The organism is Terribacillus jepli (assembly GCF_047228925.1).
Classification (GTDB): Bacteria; Bacillota; Bacilli; order Bacillales; family Amphibacillaceae; genus Terribacillus.
Genome location: NZ_JBFEGH010000002.1, coordinates 266,495 through 285,461, shown reverse-complemented (window position 1 = coordinate 285,461; position 18,967 = coordinate 266,495). Strand labels below are relative to the sequence as shown.

The 18,967-nt window shown below is 46.0% G+C and carries 21 protein-coding genes; 16 read left to right on the top strand and 5 right to left on the bottom strand.

Translation table 11 applies throughout. The features are described from left to right. Together AB1K91_RS03780 and AB1K91_RS03775 are read right to left on the bottom strand one after the other, a co-directional pair. Complete coding sequence (locus AB1K91_RS03780) at nt 1-1,260, bottom strand: cation:dicarboxylate symporter family transporter (RefSeq protein WP_413088243.1); 1,260 nt, start codon at nt 1,258-1,260, stop codon at nt 1-3. Nucleotides 1,261-1,387: 127 nt separating this feature from the next. Continuing rightward, nucleotides 1,388-2,665, bottom strand: coding sequence for an Nramp family divalent metal transporter (locus AB1K91_RS03775; protein ID WP_413088242.1), 1,278 nt, complete (start codon nt 2,663-2,665; stop codon nt 1,388-1,390). A 233-nt stretch (nt 2,666-2,898) separates the two neighbouring features. On the opposite strand from AB1K91_RS03775, the gene AB1K91_RS03770 reads away from it, so the two are divergent. Beyond that, nucleotides 2,899-3,582: a FadR/GntR family transcriptional regulator gene (locus tag AB1K91_RS03770; protein WP_413088240.1), complete on the top strand. Its 684-nt coding sequence runs from the start codon at nt 2,899-2,901 to the stop codon at nt 3,580-3,582. 24 nt (nt 3,583-3,606) lie between these two features. Further along, nucleotides 3,607-4,788, top strand: coding sequence for an L-2-hydroxyglutarate oxidase (gene lhgO / locus AB1K91_RS03765; protein ID WP_413088238.1), 1,182 nt, complete (start codon nt 3,607-3,609; stop codon nt 4,786-4,788). Between the two features lie 13 nt (nt 4,789-4,801). On the opposite strand, the gene AB1K91_RS03760 is transcribed toward lhgO, so the two are convergent. Continuing rightward, the gene (locus tag AB1K91_RS03760) at nt 4,802-5,413 is read right to left on the bottom strand and encodes a class D sortase (protein WP_413088236.1); all 612 of its coding nucleotides are present in this window, start codon (nt 5,411-5,413) and stop codon (nt 4,802-4,804) included. Nucleotides 5,414-5,580: 167 nt separating this feature from the next. On the opposite strand from AB1K91_RS03760, the gene AB1K91_RS03755 reads away from it, so the two are divergent. Together AB1K91_RS03755 and AB1K91_RS03750 are read left to right on the top strand one after the other, a co-directional pair. Further along, a complete protein-coding gene (locus tag AB1K91_RS03755) occupies nt 5,581-6,084 on the top strand; it encodes a VanZ family protein (RefSeq protein WP_413088234.1) in 504 nt (167 codons plus the stop codon). A 129-nt stretch (nt 6,085-6,213) separates the two neighbouring features. After that, nucleotides 6,214-6,354, top strand: coding sequence for a hypothetical protein (locus tag AB1K91_RS03750; protein WP_413088232.1), 141 nt, complete (start codon nt 6,214-6,216; stop codon nt 6,352-6,354). A gap of 41 nt (nt 6,355-6,395) precedes the next feature. Here AB1K91_RS03750 and AB1K91_RS03745 read toward each other — a convergent pair whose 3' ends face one another. Continuing rightward, the gene (locus AB1K91_RS03745; protein ID WP_413088230.1) at nt 6,396-7,118 is read right to left on the bottom strand and encodes a GntR family transcriptional regulator; all 723 of its coding nucleotides are present in this window, start codon (nt 7,116-7,118) and stop codon (nt 6,396-6,398) included. Nucleotides 7,119-7,257: 139 nt separating this feature from the next. Here AB1K91_RS03745 and nagA point away from each other — a divergent pair, with 139 nt between their 5' ends. Then, nucleotides 7,258-8,415, top strand: a complete 1,158-nt coding sequence (gene nagA, locus AB1K91_RS03740; RefSeq protein WP_413088228.1) for an N-acetylglucosamine-6-phosphate deacetylase — start codon at nt 7,258-7,260, stop codon at nt 8,413-8,415. Between the two features lie 2 nt (nt 8,416-8,417). After that, nucleotides 8,418-9,173: a glucosamine-6-phosphate deaminase gene (gene nagB, locus AB1K91_RS03735; protein ID WP_413088227.1), complete on the top strand. Its 756-nt coding sequence runs from the start codon at nt 8,418-8,420 to the stop codon at nt 9,171-9,173. A gap of 55 nt (nt 9,174-9,228) precedes the next feature. Here the strand turns inward: nagB and AB1K91_RS03730 are convergent, their stop codons facing one another. Further along, nucleotides 9,229-9,861, bottom strand: coding sequence for a YigZ family protein (locus AB1K91_RS03730; RefSeq protein WP_413088225.1), 633 nt, complete (start codon nt 9,859-9,861; stop codon nt 9,229-9,231). 138 nt (nt 9,862-9,999) lie between these two features. On the opposite strand from AB1K91_RS03730, the gene AB1K91_RS03725 reads away from it, so the two are divergent. The 10 genes from AB1K91_RS03725 (at nt 10,000) to flgL (ending at nt 18,960) form a co-directional block, all read left to right on the top strand. Further along, complete coding sequence (locus AB1K91_RS03725) at nt 10,000-11,139, top strand: sensor histidine kinase (protein WP_413088224.1); 1,140 nt, start codon at nt 10,000-10,002, stop codon at nt 11,137-11,139. Between the two features lie 156 nt (nt 11,140-11,295). Then, complete coding sequence (locus AB1K91_RS03720) at nt 11,296-11,976, top strand: response regulator (RefSeq protein ID WP_093725495.1); 681 nt, start codon at nt 11,296-11,298, stop codon at nt 11,974-11,976. Between the two features lie 192 nt (nt 11,977-12,168). After that, nucleotides 12,169-13,011 (top strand): DegV family protein, encoded by an 843-nt coding sequence (locus AB1K91_RS03715; RefSeq protein ID WP_413088223.1) that lies wholly within the window; start codon nt 12,169-12,171, stop codon nt 13,009-13,011. A gap of 48 nt (nt 13,012-13,059) precedes the next feature. Beyond that, a complete protein-coding gene (locus tag AB1K91_RS03710) occupies nt 13,060-14,454 on the top strand; it encodes an ATP-dependent helicase ComFA (RefSeq protein WP_413088221.1) in 1,395 nt (464 codons plus the stop codon). Between the two features lie 140 nt (nt 14,455-14,594). Beyond that, nucleotides 14,595-15,128, top strand: coding sequence for a ComF family protein (locus tag AB1K91_RS03705; protein WP_413088219.1), 534 nt, complete (start codon nt 14,595-14,597; stop codon nt 15,126-15,128). A gap of 117 nt (nt 15,129-15,245) precedes the next feature. After that, nucleotides 15,246-15,662: a TIGR03826 family flagellar region protein gene (locus AB1K91_RS03700; RefSeq protein ID WP_413088217.1), complete on the top strand. Its 417-nt coding sequence runs from the start codon at nt 15,246-15,248 to the stop codon at nt 15,660-15,662. 84 nt (nt 15,663-15,746) lie between these two features. Beyond that, nucleotides 15,747-16,004 (top strand): flagellar biosynthesis anti-sigma factor FlgM, encoded by a 258-nt coding sequence (flgM, locus tag AB1K91_RS03695; protein ID WP_093725505.1) that lies wholly within the window; start codon nt 15,747-15,749, stop codon nt 16,002-16,004. A gap of 18 nt (nt 16,005-16,022) precedes the next feature. Continuing rightward, entirely contained in the window at nt 16,023-16,514 is a 492-nt protein-coding gene (locus AB1K91_RS03690; protein WP_413088215.1) for a flagellar protein FlgN, read from the top strand. Between the two features lie 24 nt (nt 16,515-16,538). After that, nucleotides 16,539-18,068, top strand: coding sequence for a flagellar hook-associated protein FlgK (gene flgK / locus AB1K91_RS03685; protein ID WP_413088213.1), 1,530 nt, complete (start codon nt 16,539-16,541; stop codon nt 18,066-18,068). 7 nt (nt 18,069-18,075) lie between these two features. Next, nucleotides 18,076-18,960, top strand: coding sequence for a flagellar hook-associated protein FlgL (flgL, locus tag AB1K91_RS03680; RefSeq protein ID WP_413088211.1), 885 nt, complete (start codon nt 18,076-18,078; stop codon nt 18,958-18,960). The last annotated feature ends 7 nt before the right edge of the window (nt 18,961-18,967 follow it).

The following is an 18,967-nucleotide window of genomic DNA, read 5'->3' as shown; positions in this document are numbered from 1 at the left end:
TCAGCCTGCTTTCTTTTCAAGTACTTCTTTGTTTAATTTAAACTTGCCTTCCCATTTGGAAATGACGATAACCGCTAAAGAGTTACCCATTACGTTAACAGCTGTACGACCCATATCCAATATTCGATCAATACCGGCAATAAAGGCTAATCCTTCCGCTGGGAGTCCAACAGCGCTCAGTGTTGCAAGTAAGACAACGAAGCTTGCGCCAGGAACGGCAGCAATACCTTTGGATGTTACAATCAGGACGCCAAGTACGAGTAATTGATCTGCAATTGACATATCGATTCCGTACATCTGGGCGATGAACAGAGTTGCTAATGCTTGATAGAGTGTAGATCCATCCAAGTTAAAAGTATATCCTGTCGGTACAACAAAGGACGTAATCGCTTTAGGAGAACCAAGGCGCTCCATTTTTTCCATGATACGAGGGAGTACAGTCTCTGAACTGGCTGTTGAGAATGCCAGCAGCAATTCATCCTTGAGTAGGCGAATTACTTTAAAGAAGTTGATTCCGCAAATCTTCGCGATGATACTAAATACAACCGTGATAAAGAATATCATACTTCCATACGTTACCAATGCCAATTTACCTAGTGGAATCAGTGATCCAAGACCGAATTGTGCGACAGTGACACCGATAAGGCCAAATACACCTATTGGAGCTAATTTCATTACTAGGTTAGTAACCCAAAACATTGTCTCACTGACACCTTGGAAGAAGGAAAGGACAGGTTGTCCACGTTGACCGATGGCAGCGACGCCAACTCCGAAAATTACCGAGAAGAAGACAATGGCGAGCATATCACCCTCTGCAAGAGCTTGGAACACATTTGTCGGAATGATTTCCAAGAAAGTGTCCACAACGGTATGATCTTCTTGTGATTCAGCTGTTTCTTCGTACTGTGAAATACTAGTGGTTTCTAACGCGGAGCGATCGATGCCTGCTCCTGGCTGGAAAATGTTCCCGAATGCTAGTCCGACAACCAAAGCAATAGTCGTTACTATTTCGAAATAAAGAATAGTCTTGAAACCTAGTTTACCAACTTGTTTTATATCTCCTACGCCTGCAACTCCCACAATGATGGATGCTACGACGATAGGTACTACAATCATTTTAATAGCTCTAAGGAAAAGATCTCCAAATGGCTGTAATACATTAACGGCAGTTTCACTGCCATAAAATATAGCACCAACGATTACACCTAGCACTAGACCAATTAATATCTGGTAGGCTAATCCAATTTTAAAACGCTTCATGTTGTACCCCCAACGTTGTAAGATTATGAATACATTTGAGTAATAATAATAGCATAGCTTACTAGAATGATGTCAACTTTCCTGACATAGAAAGGAAGGCACACAGATGTGCCCTCCACTTGGAAAATCAAAATAAATTGATTAATTCGTTGACCATCAATGCACCGAATAACAAGATACTGATTCCCAAAACGCCATTTGTGATCCAGCCATTCCTGTAATCCGGTTCGACGCGCTTAGAGTTGAGCAGCCATATGAGTGTTATAGCCAGGAACGGCATGAGCAATGCTCCCAGCGCTCCTTGAAGCAGGACGAGTCCCACTGGTTTGCCGAAGAATAACAACAGCATCGGCGGAAAAGTAAGCCAGATAAGATAAAAACGATAGGCAGGGTCTTTTTCAGAGACTGGTTTGTCTTGCGACTGCCCATTTTTTCGGATGGTCCGGAGAAAATCGGCAAACAAATACGGGACGCCATTCCACACGCCAAGCAGGGAAGAAAAAGCCGCCGACCATGCGCCGATCATAAACATCCAGGAAACAGCTCCGTTGAACTCTTCCCCAAGCATGCCAGATAGTGTGATCAAGCCTTCTTCTCCATCAATCTTGATATTGGAGCTATGCAGGAACTCGGCACCGATCACCATCAAGGAAAGTGTGAAGATTGCAGTCACGACGTAGGCGACGCTGTTATCGACGCGCATCATCGAGACCCAGGCCTTCCCTTTCCATTTCTTCTCCTGCAGCCAATAACCGTAGGAAGCCATCGTGATTGTCCCTCCGACGCCGCCTATCAGCCCCATGACGAGCAAGAAACTTCCAGCATCCATTTTTGGTATGACAATTCCTTGAATGATATTGCCGATATCAGGAAGTAAGATAACTGCAGTTCCTACCACTGTGACAAACATGATACCGATGAAGACAAGCATCACTTTCTCGAACAACATGTATTTACCTGTCCAGATCAAGGCGAAACCTGCGAGAAGATGGACGATCGCCCATGCCCAAAGCGGCATGATCGGAAACATCGACCGCATCATCAATGCGCTCGTGGATCCTGCTGCAGCGCCATAGAGGATGCCCCAGACAATTGCATAGACACCGAAATAGCCGGTTGCCCATTTACCAAGGGAGTGCCAGCCTTGCAGGATGGTCTTGCCAGTGGCAAGATGCCATCTGCCGACCCCTTCGGTGAGGAAATATTTGATGATGGAACCTAATATGATTGCCCAGCCGAGCATCATGCCAAAGCCTGATCCGGCTACAAGCGCGGCGATGAGATCGCCTGTTCCGACGCCCGTTGCTGCGGTGACGAAGCCAGGTCCGACATTGCGGAGTTTCTGGCCGAAGGTTTTCGGAGGAGTAGGACTGGCGGGCGCCAACGATTTGTTTTCGTTTTCCATACACGTACCCCCTTCGCTAATGTGATTGTAAACGCAAAAGACAGGAGTTGGCAAGATAAATTTGTAAGGCAAAAAAGCCTTGCTGAAAACAAATGGAATGATAAAATAATGAGAGATTTAAAGAAACCTAGATATATCAACGTTTTAAGAATTCGTCCTTCCTTTGGAATAATATTTTGTGATTTTTATAGGTTGGTACTTGTCAGACAAGAAAAGGAGAAGAAGAGGAAATCGTGAAAAAGGAGAAAGTGGCGCATCGAATTGCTGCCGAGATATTGGAACAAATTGTGGAAGGGGATGTCAAACCAGGACAAAAGCTGCCGACGGAGAAAAAACTGTGTGAAAAGTATGGTGTCAGCCGTGCTTCGATCCGGGAAGCATTGAGCGAATTGAAAGCGCAAGGAGCCGTCACGTCAAAGCAAGGTGGCGGCACATATGTGGAGCAAGCATTTCACGGTGAATTCTTTCAGCAAGTGATGGTCGATGAAACGAATCTCGCCAGTTTTCGTTATCTTTTCGAAATGAGGAAGATCCTCGAGCCGGAAGCGGCCATGTTGGCAGCAGAACGCAGGACGAAGAAAGAATTGGATGCGATGCTATCAGCGCTTGAATTAATGAAAGGTGTCGATGATGCTGAATCTCATAAAGGGCGGGATGCGGATTTTGCTTTTCATCTTGCAGTCATGAAAGCGACGCATAATCCGGTCATGATCCAGACATTTGCCAATCTGGACACAGTTTATAAGAAAGCTTTGGCTCTGTCTTTTGAAGAAAAACAGGAAATCATCCGAAATAAGCATATCATTTACAAGGAACATGAGAATATCTATGAAGCCATCCGGGCAGGGGAAGCAGAGCTTGCGCGCCTGCAGTGTTTGATTCATCTGCGGAATGTCGAGAAGAAGCTCACCCCCTGACAACTGATCAAAGGGGCGATACAGATGTATGACATAGCTATTGTTGGCGGTGGCATCGTTGGATTGGCCACTGCATATGCCATTTTGCAAGAATCACCTGATAGAAAGGTAGTCATTCTGGAAAAAGAGCCTAAGCTAGCTTTACATCAGACTGGTCACAACAGCGGCGTCATCCATTCCGGTATCTATTACAAACCTGGCAGCTTCAAAGCTGCCTTTGCAAAGCAAGGCAGCGAAAGCATGCTAGCCTTCTGCCGTGAAGCAGACATCGAAGTGGAGCAATGCGGGAAAGTGATTGTCGCGACCAAAGAAGAAGAGCGGCAGCAATTGGAACAGCTTTTTCGCAGAGGACTGGCCAACGGTCTTGCCATCGAGAAAATCGACGCTGACCGGCTGCAGCAAATCGAACCGTATGCGAACGGTCTGGCTGCCATCCGGGTTCCCCAGGCCGGTATCGTGAATTATAAGCAAGTATGTCATGTACTGGCTGAAAGAATCCAGTCGAGGGGCGGTATCATCAAGCTCAGCAGTGAAGTGGTGAAAATCGAAGAGAAGCTGCACCAAGCAGTCATCCATACAAAGGAAGATCCGATTCAGGCGGGGTATGTAATCAATTGTGCCGGCCTTCATAGCGATCGAGTTGCAAAAGCTGCCGGTCTTTTGACCGATACGAAGATTATCCCATTCCGCGGGGAATATTATGAGCTTAAACCGCAAGCGAGACACTATGTCAAACATCTGATTTATCCAGTTCCGGATCCAGCCTTTCCATTCTTGGGCGTCCATTTTACGCGGATGATCGGCGGGGGAGTGGAGGCTGGGCCAAATGCTGTACTCGGCTTCAAACGAGAAGCATACCGGAAAACGGATGTAGCTTTTGCAGACATGGCTGATACGCTGCGCTTTCCTGGATTTTGGAAGCTTGCCGGCAAATATTGCCGCCAAGGTGCGGCGGAATACTTGCGATCTTTCTTCAAAAGCCGATTTGTCAAAAGTCTTCAGGAACTCATCCCTGCTATTGATGCAGATGATCTGGAAGCAGCCCCGGCAGGTGTCCGGGCACAAGCCTTGCAGCGTGATGGGGGATTGGTGGATGATTTCCAGCTGATCCGCGGCAAACGTACCCTTCACGTGTGCAATGCACCATCACCGGCAGCGACAGCTTCGCTTGAAATCGGTAAAGCCATTTGGAAGCAAGCCCAATGAAAAAACCGAGCAGTCAAGGCTGCTCGGTTTTTTCTGTATCTACGGGGACCGCTGTCCAGACAAAGCGTTCGGGTGCGTCTCCTACATAGGAAAACGGGTAGCATGTCGTCACTGTCAGCACTTCATCCGGTGCGGTGGGGACGATGACCGTCAAATCGTCCTTATCGACGATTTTCGTATTTTCAACTTTATAGGTGAAGGAACCATATGGCATTTCAACGACAAATGTATCCCCCACTTTTACCTCTCCCATATTGCGGAAAACAGTGTCGCGGTGACCAGATAAGACAATCTGGTCATTTTGGAGCGGATAGGCGGTTCCTTTATAATGACCGACTCCTTTTTCCAGGTCATCTGCATCTGTCCCTTCCACGATCGGGAGATCTGCATCCAGTTTTGGAACATGCAGAACTCCGACGACATCTCCTTGTCCAGGCTTGAAGCTGCCTGCTTCTTCTTTTGCTTCCTCAGGTGTGAGCTTCTCGGCTGCATGTGCCTCATGAAGCATTGTTTTTGCATCGGTGAGGGAATCTTTTTGCGCCTTGGAGGCAGTGTACCACTCAAATCCTCCATATCCTACCAATAAAAGCCCAGCAATGACTAATATGACAGCGAATCGTTTCATATATTCTCCTTTATGTACAGGTGGCTTGTATAATAGTTAAATATTATTATATATAAATATTTTCCAGTGGGGAAGCTGTTTCGTGTAAAGGTTTAGTAAACGGAAGCGGCGGATACAATGCCTTTATGGTATAATCTTAACTTATCCAAAAAAAGGGAGGGGAGAAGATGAGCTTGAAAAAATGGGTTTATGGTATGCTGCCGCTAGTTTGTATCCTCATCATTTTCCTGTTTTCTGCCACTCCTTATCAGGAACAGGATATCAAGCCGATGCTTGCTTCCCATGTTGACTTAAGCCCGCTTGAACCGTTCCTTTCACCAATCCACTTTACCTATCATGGGAAAGAAGTCAGTGTGCAGGCAGTAGGGGTTTATTCCGTTGTGGAATTTTTTATAAGGAAAGCGGCCCATTTCAGTGTTTATTTCATTCTGGCAATTTTCGCATTCGCGGCGCTATATAAAGGATTTGGTATGAAGTATCGCTTGTCATTGAGGATTTCTTTGGTAATATCAATCCTTTATGCATGTTTCGATGAATTCCATCAAAGCCTTACACCTGGCAGGACGCCGTATATAGGTGATGTGGTAATCGATACAATTGGAGCATGTGCAGGACTCTTGGTGGTAATCATCGGAAGAAATTTATATCACATCTACTGGAAGCGATCATAACTGTGCCGAAATTCTTATTTTTGGCAAAAATGGACATCGTTTTGGAGAAATGTGGTATAGTTCACTATGTCACGCGATACCACATGCGTACATAATGTATTGTATCGATTTACCAAACGAGGTGACATAGTGAGAGAGCAGGAAATTTATAAAGACATCTTAGCAAAACTCATCTCCCAGACGGAAAACAAGCAAATCAACGATACGGATGCCATGATGAAAAAGCTAATTCAAGAACTACAATCATATCGAGTGGCAAGTCACAATTAAAAGAGCAGTGTTCCGGGACCCGGCACTGCTCTTTTGTCTGTCTAGCGGTAAAAACTGCTTGTAAAAGTATATTTATCCGCTCTGTAGGTGCTTGTTACATATTCAAATGGGCGTTCATCCTTCAGGAAAGACAAGCGATGAATTCTTAAAACGGCATCACCCGGTGATATGTTCAATAAGCTGGCTACCTCTTCATCCGCCAATAAAGCTTCGATCTCCTGTTCCGCGCGGTACAGCGTGAAATTCATTTCCTCTTCTAAATACGTGTAGAAGCTCTCCTTTAGTTTATTTTCAGTCAAATTTTCCGCCATTTCCAGCGGAGAAGTAATCATCTCCACGGCAATCGGGTCGTTATCAGCCAAGCGCAGCCGCTTGATCCGGATGGCCTTTGTGCCGATTTCCTTTTGCAGCTTGCCAGCAGCCAAACTGTTCAACTTGATTTCCTTCCATTCCAATATCCTGTTTGATGGCGTAAGGCCGCGCTCCCTCATATCCTCGCTGAAACTTGTCAACTTTGATAAGGATTGGTGATACGGCTGTTCCTTCACAAAAAGCCCTTTATTTCGTCTTCTTTCCAGCAGCCCATCTTCAATCAAAGCCTGCATGGCATGCCTGACTGTCATTCGGCTGATGCCTAATGACTCCGTGTAATGCCGTTCGGGCGGCAGCATTTCACCGGCTGATAAGCTGCCTGTCTCGATGCGCTCGCGAATCGCCTGCTCCAGCTGATAATAAAGCGGAATCGGCGAGTTTTTGTCAATCATAGGAGTTCTCCTCTATTATTTCATTTCGTTCAGTATATCATGTTCATTAAAGATTGTATATATATTGTCTATATTATTAGACAATAACGATACCATGTGCTACGCTAACTGTATAATCAACGAAAGAAGGAATTTTGTCATGGGAGACATCTTGCTTCATAATGTCCGAATATGCCTGCCAGAAAAGATAATGACTGGTTATATTGGCATAAGTAAAGGAAAAATAGCAGAGACAGGAGAAGGTAAGCCATCGCGGCAATATAGTCATGAAGTGGACGGCAAAAACCGTTATGCACTGCCGGGATTTATCGATGGGCATATCCATGGTGCTGCTGGCGCGGATACGATGGATGCGACACAGGAAAGTTTGCATAAAATGGCGGCTTGGCTGCCCAATGAAGGAACGACTGCTTTCCTTGCCACGACGATCACACAGGATGAAAAAGCAATTGAAGCAGCCTTGGAACAAGTCGACTTGTTTTCCAATCAAACTGGCGAAGCTGAACTTGTCGGCGTCCATTTGGAAGGGCCTTTCGTCAATCCGAAAAAAGCCGGAGCGCAGCCACTGTCGCATATACGGAAGCCTGATGTAGAGCTTTTCCGCAAATGGCAGCAGTTATCAGGGAACAATATCAAGGTAGTGACACTTGCTCCTGAATGTGACGAAGACTATCAGCTGACAGAGCTGCTAGCTTCGGAACAGATTGTAGCATCGGCAGGGCATACGGATGCCTCGTTTGAACAAATAAAGAAAGCTGCAAAGCAGGGCATTGAGCAGCTGACTCATTTATGCAATCAGATGAATGGGATACATCATCGTGATGTGGGGGCTGTCGGGGCCGGGTTCTTATTACCCACCCTCATGTCGGAGCTGATAGCGGATGGAATCCATGTGGCACCGGAAATGCTTCGTTTGATTTATCAGAATGTCGGTCCGGAGCGGTTGATTCTTATCACGGATTCCTTGCGCGGAAAAGGGTTGGAAGATGGTACGTATGATCTCGGCGGGCAAGCGGTCACTGTCAAAGATGGCAAAGCACTGCTGCCGGATGGGACGCTGGCTGGCAGTATGCTGCAGATGAAAGATGCTGTTCGTAATATGGCTGCATTTGCAAATGCGTCTGTTTTGGATATCGCCAAAATGACGGCAGAGAATCCAGCCAAGCAGTACCGCATATACGATCGAAAAGGATCGCTGGAAAAAGGGAAAGATGCAGATATTGTCCTGCTGGATGACCAGCTGACATTACAAGCTACTTATTGCAGGGGAAAACTTGCTTATCAGAAGGAGAAATAATCATGCTGACAATGGAAAAAGCGAAGGATTACACCGAGCTCAGTGTAATGGCTGCTGAGCGAATTATCAAGAAAGTTTCCCAAAAACCGGATGCGGTAATTGGGCTTGCGACCGGCTCCACCCCGGAAGGCATGTATGATGCTCTTATCAAAGCTTATGGATTAAAACGGATATCGTTTGCCGAAGCAACTACTTTCAACCTTGACGAATATGTGGACCTCGATCCAAGTGACGAAAATAGCTATGCTTATTATATGTATCATCATCTGTTCCGTCATATCGATTTGTCACCGGATAATGCGCATCTCCCGAATGGCAAATCGGCAGATCCGGATACAGCATGCCAAGCTTATGAGCAGCTGATCGAGAAAGCGGGTGGTATTGATCTGCAAGTGATCGGTATTGGGCTGAATGGGCATATCGGATTCAATGAACCATATACGCCATTCGAGCAGCGAACGCATGTGGTGGAACTGGACGAGACGACCAGGAAGGCAAATGCCCGGTTCTTTCCTGCGTTAGATGCTGTTCCGACACATGCTATCACGATGGGGATCCAGAACATCATGGAAAGTAAGGAACTGCTTCTACTTGTGGCTGGGGAACAAAAAGCGGCTGTGTTGGAACGGCTGGTGTACGGTGATAAGACGGAAGCATTTCCGGCCTCCATCATCAAAGACCATCCTAATGTGACCATCATTGCGGATCAGGGGGCATTAAGCGGGTTGAAGGCGGCGGATTATCAAACTGGGGATTGATTTCCCGGGGAATAATTTGTCGAAAAAAAGAAGATGTGCAGAAGTGGAATGACTTCTACACATCTTCTTCTATATATTCTTGACCGCCAAAGGAGATTTCGGCTTGTGCGTTTGTCATATCCGTCACATATGATTGGAATTCTTCTTCTTTACCCGATTGCATGGCCACGTGAAGTACAACACGGTCCGCATAATCAATCGTTCGCAGCGTGTAGGGTGATTGTCGCAGCTCATTTTCAACTTTTCCAAGCAATGTATAATCGATATGAATTTCTGCCAGCTGCATCAGCTGACGTTTTACGACACCAATTTCATCAATCGATTGGGATGCAGATCCGGAATAAGCCCGAATCAAACCGCCTGCCCCAAGTTTGATGCCGCCAAAATACCTTGTCACCACAACAGCTGTATCTTTTAATCCCTTTTTTTTCAACACTTCCAGGATTGGTACTCCCGCAGTTCCGCTCGGTTCTCCATCATCACTGGCCTTTTGGATCAAGTCGTGTTCGCCGATCATATAGGCGGAGCAGTTATGGGTGGCGTCTTTATGCTCTTTCTTGATTTTCTGGATGAAGGCGATTGCGTCTTCTTCTGTCTCTACGCGCTTTACATGACCGATAAAACGGGATTTCTGAATGACAATTTCGTGTGAACCTTCCGTTTTTACGGTAAAATAAGTTGTAAGCATCTTGCATTTTACCTCCTTGAGCACTCATTATATAAAGATAGCAGAAAATATGACGAATTACATAGAAAAGTATCCCGCATACCCCATAAAGAAGTTGGGTAATTCGAATGATATAGCATACAAGATTGGAGTAATGACATGGGTAAAAAAATCGAAGACAAAGCGCTCGACCGGATCATCAACGAGATGGTGGATGCTGTCGAGAACAGCAAGGATGAGATTTTTTACATAGGGGAAGAGTCGAGGATGGAATACGAGCAGCTTCTCACTGATCTGCAGCTCACGAAAGAGAAAGTGGCTGATATGATCAAGGAAGGTGACCAGCTTGAACAGAAAGTCCGTTATTCCAAGATGCGCTTGTCCGATGTAAGCCGTGATTTCGATCGCTATTCAGAAGAGCAGATCCGGGAAGTGTACGAGCAGACGCATAAGCTGCAGATTGAACTGCGAATGTCCCGTGAGAAGGAAAAGATTCAGCGTGAACGTCGTGATGAGATTCAGCGCCGTTTGCAAGGTTTGGAACTCAAGATGAAGCGAGCGGAAGGCCTTGTCGGGAAAATCAGTGTCGTCCTGAATTATTTGAATGATGATTTCAAACAAGTTTCCCAGCTGATTCATGATGCCAAGGAAAAACAGGAATTCGGCTTGAAAATCATCGAAGCACAAGAAGAGGAACGACGCAGGCTATCCAGGGAAATGCATGACGGTCCGGCGCAGATGCTGGCGAACATCCTGCTGAGATCCGAACTGGTTGACCGCACCTTCCGCGAAAGAAGTACGGAGGAAGCGCTGCTGGAGATCCAAAATATGCGCAAGATGGTCCGCAGCTCGCTCTACGAAGTGCGCCGCATCATCTATGATCTCCGTCCGATGGCATTGGATGATCTAGGCTTATTGCCAACCATCAAAAAGTACTTAGCCAATATCGAGGAATTCAATAATATCCATATTGATTTTACGGCATTGAAGGCTGAAAAACGGCTGGATCCGAAATATGAAGTGGCCTTATTCCGCTTGACTCAGGAAGCAGTCCAAAATGCGGTCAAGCATGCGGAACCGAGTACAATCAAGGTCCGCATGGAAGTGATGCAGGATTTGGTAGTGATCAGCATCATCGATGATGGCAAAGGTTTCGATGTCACGGTGAAGAAGGAAAACTCCTTCGGGATCATCGGAATGCGCGAACGTGTAGAGATGCTCGATGGCTCCATAACTTTCCATTCTGAAATCGGCAAAGGCACCCGAGTCCTGATCAAGGTACCGCTTACAGAAGGATAAAACTGGCGGTATTCAGGTAATTGTGCTTATAATTAGAAGCATGTAAAATGGAATTAATTTAGTCGGGATTTGTTATCGCACTTATATTTACCTATGACAAAGAGAAAATGAGCAATTGATGAATAACGACAAGAACTAGTAGGAGGAGCGAACCACATGAGTACTGGAATATTATTGATTGACGACCATAAGCTTTTTCGAGAGGGCGTCAAACGCATCCTGGAATTCGAACCGGCTTTTCAGGTTGTAGCAGAAGGCGATGACGGATCGGAAGCACTTGATCTGGTTGAAAAGTATAATCCTGATGTCGTCCTTATGGACATTAATATGCCGACGACGAACGGTGTACAAGCGACAGCGGACTTGATCAAGCACCGTCCCGATATCAATGTCATCATCCTCTCCATCCATGATGATGAAAACTACGTGACACATGCTTTGAAAACAGGTGCACAAGGTTACTTGCTGAAAGAAATGGATGCAGATTCTTTGATTGATGCCATCAAGGTTGTCAGTGAAGGCGGATCTTATTTGCATCCGAAAGTGACTCATAATCTTGTGAAGGAATACCGTCGTCTTGCCGAGGAAAGCAACTCTTCCATTTCCAGTAAAATTGGCGAACATCGTCGTCCATTGCATTTGCTTACACGCCGTGAATGTGAAGTGCTGCAACTGCTTGCGGATGGTAAGAGTAACCGCGGTGTGGCTGAAGCACTGTATATCAGTGAAAAGACAGTCAAAAACCATGTCAGCAATATCTTGCAGAAAATGAACGTTAATGACCGTACCCAAGCAGTTGTGACAGCAATCCGCAACGGCTGGGTCGAAGTATTGTAAACGGAAAGTCCGGGAATGAAGCCCGGACTTTTTTGTTTTTATGCAGAAGCAAAGCTAAGATAATGTCATTATATGCCTGGAATCTGTGGCTCCCTATCACCCTGGATGAGATGAAATTCCTAATTGATTGATGCAAAAAGAACAAGCATAGGGTAAGATAGAAAACAGAAAAATGTAAGGGAGACCGATAGCATGAATATTGCTGTAATGACAGATAGTACAGCATATCTTACGCCAGAACAGCGAGAAGCATTTGACATATATATGATTCCATTGCAGGTCGTTTTCGACGATGCAACGTATGAAGAGGAAGTGGATATCACTGCTTCAGACTTTTATGAGAAGGTCAAGCAAGGGAAAAGCTTGCCGAAAACATCACAGCCAGTCGTTGGAAAAGTGATCGAGCTTCTGGAAGAGCTGAGCAAAACTTATGATGCCGTCATCAGTGTGCATCTTTCCAGCGGAATCAGCGGGACATACCAAAGCATGGTTGCTGCTGATGATATGGTGGAAGGAATCGATGTACATGCGTATGACTCCGAGCTGAGCTGTATGGCCCAGGGCTATTATGCATTGGAAGCAGCCCGTATGGCGAAACAGGGCGCTTCTGCAGAACAGATCCTCACGCGATTGAATGAAATGAAAGAAACGATGGATGCTTATTTCATCGTAGATGATCTTTCCAATTTGCAGCGGGGAGGACGTCTGAACGGAGCGCAGGCTCTTATCGGAAGTTTGCTTCAGGTGAAACCAGTTCTCCATTTCGAGGATAAAATCATCGTTCCATTTGAGAAGATCCGTACAAAAAAGAAAGCTATCAGCCGCATCAAAACACTATTCGCCGAACAGGCATCCAGCGGGGCGAAAATGAAAGCATGCTTCATCCATGCCAACAGACCGGAAGAAGCTGAAAGTCTTCGTCAGGAATTGGCAGCCGAATATCCGAATGTTGAAGTGGATGTTTCCTATTTCGGTCCGGTAATTGGAACTCATTTAGGAGAAGGCGCCATCGGTTTGGCATGGTATAAAGAGTGACAGGGGGAGAATTTTATTCTCTCCTTTTTTATGGAAAGGAGCAAATATATGGAACTTGACCCAAAACGCTATGCCGGCAAGCGGCTATTGCGCCATGAAATACCTCTACCGACAACAACCCTCGACCAAGCGCTTCAGCATCATCACTTCAAACAAATTTCAGCCATCCGTAAAGAAAAAAGCGGTTCACACTGCAATCGTTGCAATGCGACTCAACCTCACTTACAATTCATTACTTGTCAGATTTGTGGCAGTGCACATCTCTATTGTCGAAATTGTATCCAGATGGGAAGGGTAAGTGCATGTGCACATTTTTATGAATGGTCGGGGCCAGAGGCAGATTGGCCGCGGCATAACAAGCCATGTGCCTGGGAAGGGGAGCTCACCATCCATCAGCAGGCTGCTGCAGATGCAATCGAGCAAGCGATGAAACAGAGCGAGCGGCTGCTAGTACACGCTGTCTGCGGAGCAGGAAAGACCGAGATGCTGTTCCAAGGCGTAGCTGCTGCGCTGGAAGATGGTAAACGAATTTGCCTTGCGACGCCGCGCGCGGATGTGGTCCGGGAATTACTGCCGCGATTCCAGCATGCTTTTCCGAAAGTAACCGTACAGGCACTTTACGGCGGCAGCCCGGATAAGATTGGCGATGGTCAACTGATCCTCGCGACCACGCATCAGCTGCTCCGTTTCTATCATGCTTTTGATGTGCTTATCATTGATGAAATAGACGCCTTTCCTTATCATGCAGATCAGCTGCTCCATGTCGCCTCGGAAAAAGCCAAGAAACCAAGATGTGCTTCCATTTTCCTCACCGCAACACCACGACATAAAGAAAAGCAGCAAATTGCCGCCAAAACGCTCCCGCATGTTTTCGTTCCGTTACGTTTCCACGGACAGCCACTTCCTGTACCGATAGCGAAGATCTGCTTTGGTTTGCATAAACAATTGAAAAAAGGAGATTTTCCGAAAGGACTCGTGAAATGGCTCCATAAACGGAAAAATCCGACGAGGCAGTTGCTCGTATTTTTGCCCACTGTGGTACTGGCTGATACATTGCAAGCAGAAGCACAGCGGGCACTGTATCCGTTTGCACAAAAAATTCTGCCGAAAAACGAAGCTGAACCACTTATCAGTACCGTCCATGCTGCCGATAAAGACAGAGAGGAGAAAGTGCAGGCTTTTCGCAATCGGGAAACAGCGATCATATTAACAACAACCATCCTTGAACGTGGTGTCACGTTTCCTTCTGTGGATGTTGCGATTCTGGATGCAGGCCATGATGTCTTTGATGAGGCTGCGTTGGTGCAGATTGCTGGTCGTGCCGGCCGCAGTCCTGCCGATCCGACTGGGGAGGTTGTCTTCTTTCATGAGGGCAGGAGTGATGCAATGGACAAGGCTGTACAGTCCATCCAAGAGATGAATCGAAGGGCAAAGCGATTATGACGTTTTGTATAGGCTGTGGCGAAACATATCATAGCAGACCAAGCTGGTCGACGTTTTTTTGGCCTGAACGCATGTCACTGCTTTGTGCTGTTTGTGAAGCTTCCTTTCACAGATTGAAGGAATCAGGATGTCCAATATGTATGAAGCAGACAGCTTCCGGTACTTGCGCGGATTGTCAGTATTGGGAAAAATCCAGCTATCGATCTGTACTCAAGAGGAATGTATCGTTGTATGGTTATGAGCCATTTATGCAGGACTATATAGCAAGATGGAAATACCGCGGGGATTATGTGCTGGGGAAAGTGTTTGAAGCAGACTTCAAGAAACTCTTTCAAGCGTATTTCCGTGATGCCAAGCATGTCGCAGTGCCTATTCCATTAAGCGCGGAACGAATGGCAGAGAGAGGCTTCAATCAAGCTGGGGTACTGGCTGATTTTACAGGAGCAAAACGGAAAGATGTACTGGGGAGGAAGCATGGAGAAAAGCAATCCAAGCGCAGCCGCTTGCACAGGCTGACATCTGATAATCCTTTTTATCTATTGGCAGAACCCCCAAAATACGCTGTACTGATTGATGATATATACACAACAGGCACCACACTTCGGCATGCTGCTCGATTGATGAAGGAAAATGGTACCGTTTATGTGGCTGCCTGTACGCTTATCAGGGGGTAACTTTCCCATATGACAAATGTCGTATAAACAGCGGTTTTATCACATTATCATGCTATAATCATACTAACAAGGACACAAATTAGTGTACCTATTATACTAGGAGGAGGGCGTTAGCCTATGTTAGAACTAGCCAATTGCGTCCGCTGTGGGAGCGTATTCGCACGAGATTACCGAGATATTTGTCCGAATTGTCATCGAGAGGAAGAGCGCTCTTTCCAAATGGTACATCAATTTCTGCGCAAACGTGAGAATCGCCAAGCTACCATCCAGCAAATCACCGAAGCAACAACAGTTCCAGAATCATTGATCATCAAATTCGTCCGTGAAAAACGGCTGCTGCCAAGCCAATTCCCGATGCTGTCCTATTCTTGCCGCAACTGTTCCAACCAGATCACCGAAGGCGAGATCTGCACGGATTGTAAAGATCAAATGCGCAAGGAATTGGATATTGCCCGTGAACTGGACGAAAAACGTACAACAGCGAGTATGCAAGAGGAACGTGTGTATTATAATGCAGACCGTTCTGTGAAATAATTCGTTAAATCGCTTAACATTTCCCCGATGTTGACCGATATTCTTTGTAAGAGTGTTAAGAAGTTGGAAAGGGGTGCAGATCTTATGAAAATTCAAGGTCCGAACCAATCCGGTTTCAATCCGTACACAAAACAGCTAAAGCAGCAGGCTGATTTGCAGAAGGCAAGTCAGCGCCAGGATAAACTGGAGATTTCCTCGGAAGCGAAACGCCTCCAAGAAGGCGACAAAATCCAGGCAAGCCGCAGGAGCCATGTGGAACAGATAAAAGCCGCAGTACAAAATGGCGAATATAAAGTCGATGCTGAGAAAACCGCTAAGAAAATGATGGATTTTTGGTCATAAGACCTAGGAGGAGCAACCATGGCCTTACAAGCTTTATTCGAAACGATTGAAAAACTGCATAGATTGCATCGGAGTCTGGTGGAAATCAGCAGCCTCAAAACGGATCACTTAAAATCAAATGACATGGACAGCCTGCAAAAGCAGCTGCTTGCGGAGAAGAAGCATGTGCAAGCTGTATCCCAGCTTGAAAAGCTTCGGATCAGGCAAACAGAATCATGGGCAGCTTCTGCCGGACTTCCGGTGCCGTCCACTGTCACTGAGCTTCTGGAACAGATCGCGGATCAACAGATGGCACACCAGCTGGAACAAGAGTTAATCGGACTCACAGAAGCAGTGACGGAGCTCAAGAAGCAGGAAGCACTCAATCAGCAGCTGCTGGAGCAGTCGATGCAATTTTTGCAGATTTCACTGGATATGCTTGCTCCCTCCATTCAATCATTGAATTACGGTACTCCCAACCAGGATCAGCAGCGGCCGCAGAATCGCGCTCTATTCGACTCCAAAGCATAACACAGGGTAAAAGGGGATAAATACATGGGATCGACATTCGCAGGATTAGAGATTGCCCGCTCTGCGCTATTTGCGCAGCAAACGGCGCTATACACTACAAGCAATAACATAGCCAATGCCAATACAGAAGGCTACACAAGACAACGTGTCAACTTCGAACAAATCTCCCCATATCCAGCCGCAGGACGCAACCGTCCGCAAGTCGTCGGCCAGCAGGGAACAGGTGTCGAGGCGGGATCGATCGAACGGATCCGCAACAGCTACCTGGATGCGCAATACCGTTCGCAAACTGGTACGGCTTCTTATTGGAACACAAAAGCAGAAGCATTGAGCCGAATGGAAGGTATCATGAATGAGCCTTCTGATTCAGGCTTGTCTGCTGTCATGGATGATTTCTGGAGTGCGCTTCAGGATTTGTCCGCAACACCAGAGGAGTCGGGAGCACGTTCGGTTGCTTTGCAAAAGGGGCAGGCTGTAGCGGAGACTTTTAATTATATTTCGAACAGCCTTAGCCAAGTAAGGGTAGATTTAAAGGCTCAAATTGACACCATCGCGAATAACGACGAAGATTCCAGGAGTTTAATCAATTCTTATTTATTCCAAATCAATGAATTGAACAAGCAAGTTGCTGACATGGAACCTCATGGTATGGTGACAAATGACTTATACGATAGAAGAGATGTACTTATAGATAATTTATCTAAAATGTTTAATATAAAAGTCGAATATGAAGAGTCTGGTGGTCTGGCACCGACTGCGGCACAAGGCATCGCTAGAATCACATTGGTTGATGAACAGGGTGCAACCGTGTTGGTTGATCCGGATACGAAGACATTCAAAGAAATGTCCGTGCAGTATGGACAGAATGAAAACGGTATGTCAGTTGTCCAAAGTATTACATTCGGAGATACACCGATCTCTGTTGAGAATTTCACATCTAAAGGAGAGCTCAAAGGTCTAATAGACTCATATGGCTATATACAAAGTGGGGATGTCAAAGGCACATATCCGGAAATGATGCAGAAACTTGATCAAATGGCATTTAGTTTTGCAGAGGCCCTTAATGCGGTTCAGCGGGATGGTCACTATAAAGATGGAACACCTTCTGAAATTGACTTCTTCGATCATGGTGGAGATGAGTACGGAGCAGCAGCAAATTTGAAACTCTCAACTGATATTGATGGTCACCCAGAGCTGATTGCGGCTAGTAAAGATGGCACTTCAGGTAATGGTGAGAATGCAAAATCGCTTTCGGAGGCGATGCGGGATCCCAAGGCAGGTCCAGACGGAACTTCCGTCACGAACTTTTATGAAGGCATGATCGGAACATTGGGTGTAAATGCTCAAGAAGCAAACCGACAAACAAAGAACTCCACTTCATTGGTTGACCAAGCTGATTTGCAGCGTCAATCTGTTTCCAGTGTCTCACTTGATGAGGAAATGACCAACATGATCAAATTCCAGCATGCTTATAACGCGGCAGCCCGCAGCATGACAGCCGTCGACGAAATGCTCGATAAAATCATCAACAACATGGGATTAGTAGGGAGGTAAGTAAAACATGCGCATAACACAAAGTATGATGTCCAACAGTATGCTGCGTAATCTGAGCAACAGCTACAGCGACTTGAATAAGTACTCTGAACAGCTGTCTTCCGGTAAGAAAATCACCAAGCCTTCCGACGATCCCGTCGTGGCAACGAAAGGTATGAGTTATCGTACCGAGGTACGTGATGTGGAACAGTACAAGCGGAATCTTTCCGAGGCACAGAGCTGGATCGATAACTCTGATTCTGCTTTAGGTAATGCCACAAGTGCGCTACAAAGGATTAGAGAACTGGCAGTTCAAGCCAGCAATGGAACATATGAAGAAGGACAGCGGGAGAATATTGCCGAGGAAGTCGACCAGTTAAAAGAGCAGTTGGCGACAATTGCTAACACCCAAGTAAATGGTAAATATATTTTCAACGGAACTAACACCGATACAGCACCTGTAACGATTAATAACGATGGAAGTGCGGCGGTGAATATTAACTCGAATCCAGTTAACCTTGCTTTATCCAAGGGCGTCGATGTAAAGGTGAATGTGGATGCAGATGCTGTGTTCGGAGAGAAATTATTCAATGATTTAGAGAATTTCTCTGCTGCACTACGTTCTGATGCTGCCGATGAAGATTTGGATGGTTACATCGGTACTGTTGATGAAAATATCGATAGTCTGATTAATGAACGTGCTGATTTAGGTGCACGTATGAATCGGATGGATCTTGTATCATCTCGATTGGATGACCAAGAGCTTTCTGCCACAGAATTGATGTCTAATAATGAAGATGCCGAGATGGAAGAAGTCATCATGAATATGGTATCTCAGGAGGCAGTGCATCGTGCTGCGATGTCAGCAGGTGCGCGGATAATTCAACCGACTTTGATGGATTTCTTACGATAAATAGATA

Bases quoted from the DNA above. Each gene is read 5' to 3' on its own strand.
- AB1K91_RS03780 (WP_413088243.1), bottom strand. From the start codon at position 1,260: ATGAAGCGTTTTAAAATTGGATTAGCCTACCAGATATTAATTGGTCTA.
- AB1K91_RS03775 (WP_413088242.1), bottom strand. From the start codon at position 2,665: ATGGAAAACGAAAACAAATCGTTGGCGCCCGCCAGTCCTACTCCTCCG.
- lhgO (WP_413088238.1), top strand. From the start codon at position 3,607: ATGTATGACATAGCTATTGTTGGCGGTGGCATCGTTGGATTGGCCACT.
- AB1K91_RS03760 (WP_413088236.1), bottom strand. From the start codon at position 5,413: ATGAAACGATTCGCTGTCATATTAGTCATTGCTGGGCTTTTATTGGTA.
- AB1K91_RS03755 (WP_413088234.1), top strand. From the start codon at position 5,581: ATGAGCTTGAAAAAATGGGTTTATGGTATGCTGCCGCTAGTTTGTATC.
- AB1K91_RS03745 (WP_413088230.1), bottom strand. From the start codon at position 7,118: ATGATTGACAAAAACTCGCCGATTCCGCTTTATTATCAGCTGGAGCAG.
- nagA (WP_413088228.1), top strand. From the start codon at position 7,258: ATGGGAGACATCTTGCTTCATAATGTCCGAATATGCCTGCCAGAAAAG.
- nagB (WP_413088227.1), top strand. From the start codon at position 8,418: ATGCTGACAATGGAAAAAGCGAAGGATTACACCGAGCTCAGTGTAATG.
- AB1K91_RS03730 (WP_413088225.1), bottom strand. From the start codon at position 9,861: ATGCTTACAACTTATTTTACCGTAAAAACGGAAGGTTCACACGAAATT.
- AB1K91_RS03725 (WP_413088224.1), top strand. From the start codon at position 10,000: ATGGGTAAAAAAATCGAAGACAAAGCGCTCGACCGGATCATCAACGAG.
- AB1K91_RS03720 (WP_093725495.1), top strand. From the start codon at position 11,296: ATGAGTACTGGAATATTATTGATTGACGACCATAAGCTTTTTCGAGAG.
- AB1K91_RS03715 (WP_413088223.1), top strand. From the start codon at position 12,169: ATGAATATTGCTGTAATGACAGATAGTACAGCATATCTTACGCCAGAA.
- AB1K91_RS03710 (WP_413088221.1), top strand. From the start codon at position 13,060: ATGGAACTTGACCCAAAACGCTATGCCGGCAAGCGGCTATTGCGCCAT.
- AB1K91_RS03705 (WP_413088219.1), top strand. From the start codon at position 14,595: ATGAAGCAGACAGCTTCCGGTACTTGCGCGGATTGTCAGTATTGGGAA.
- AB1K91_RS03700 (WP_413088217.1), top strand. From the start codon at position 15,246: ATGTTAGAACTAGCCAATTGCGTCCGCTGTGGGAGCGTATTCGCACGA.
- flgM (WP_093725505.1), top strand. From the start codon at position 15,747: ATGAAAATTCAAGGTCCGAACCAATCCGGTTTCAATCCGTACACAAAA.
- AB1K91_RS03690 (WP_413088215.1), top strand. From the start codon at position 16,023: ATGGCCTTACAAGCTTTATTCGAAACGATTGAAAAACTGCATAGATTG.
- flgK (WP_413088213.1), top strand. From the start codon at position 16,539: ATGGGATCGACATTCGCAGGATTAGAGATTGCCCGCTCTGCGCTATTT.
- flgL (WP_413088211.1), top strand. From the start codon at position 18,076: ATGCGCATAACACAAAGTATGATGTCCAACAGTATGCTGCGTAATCTG.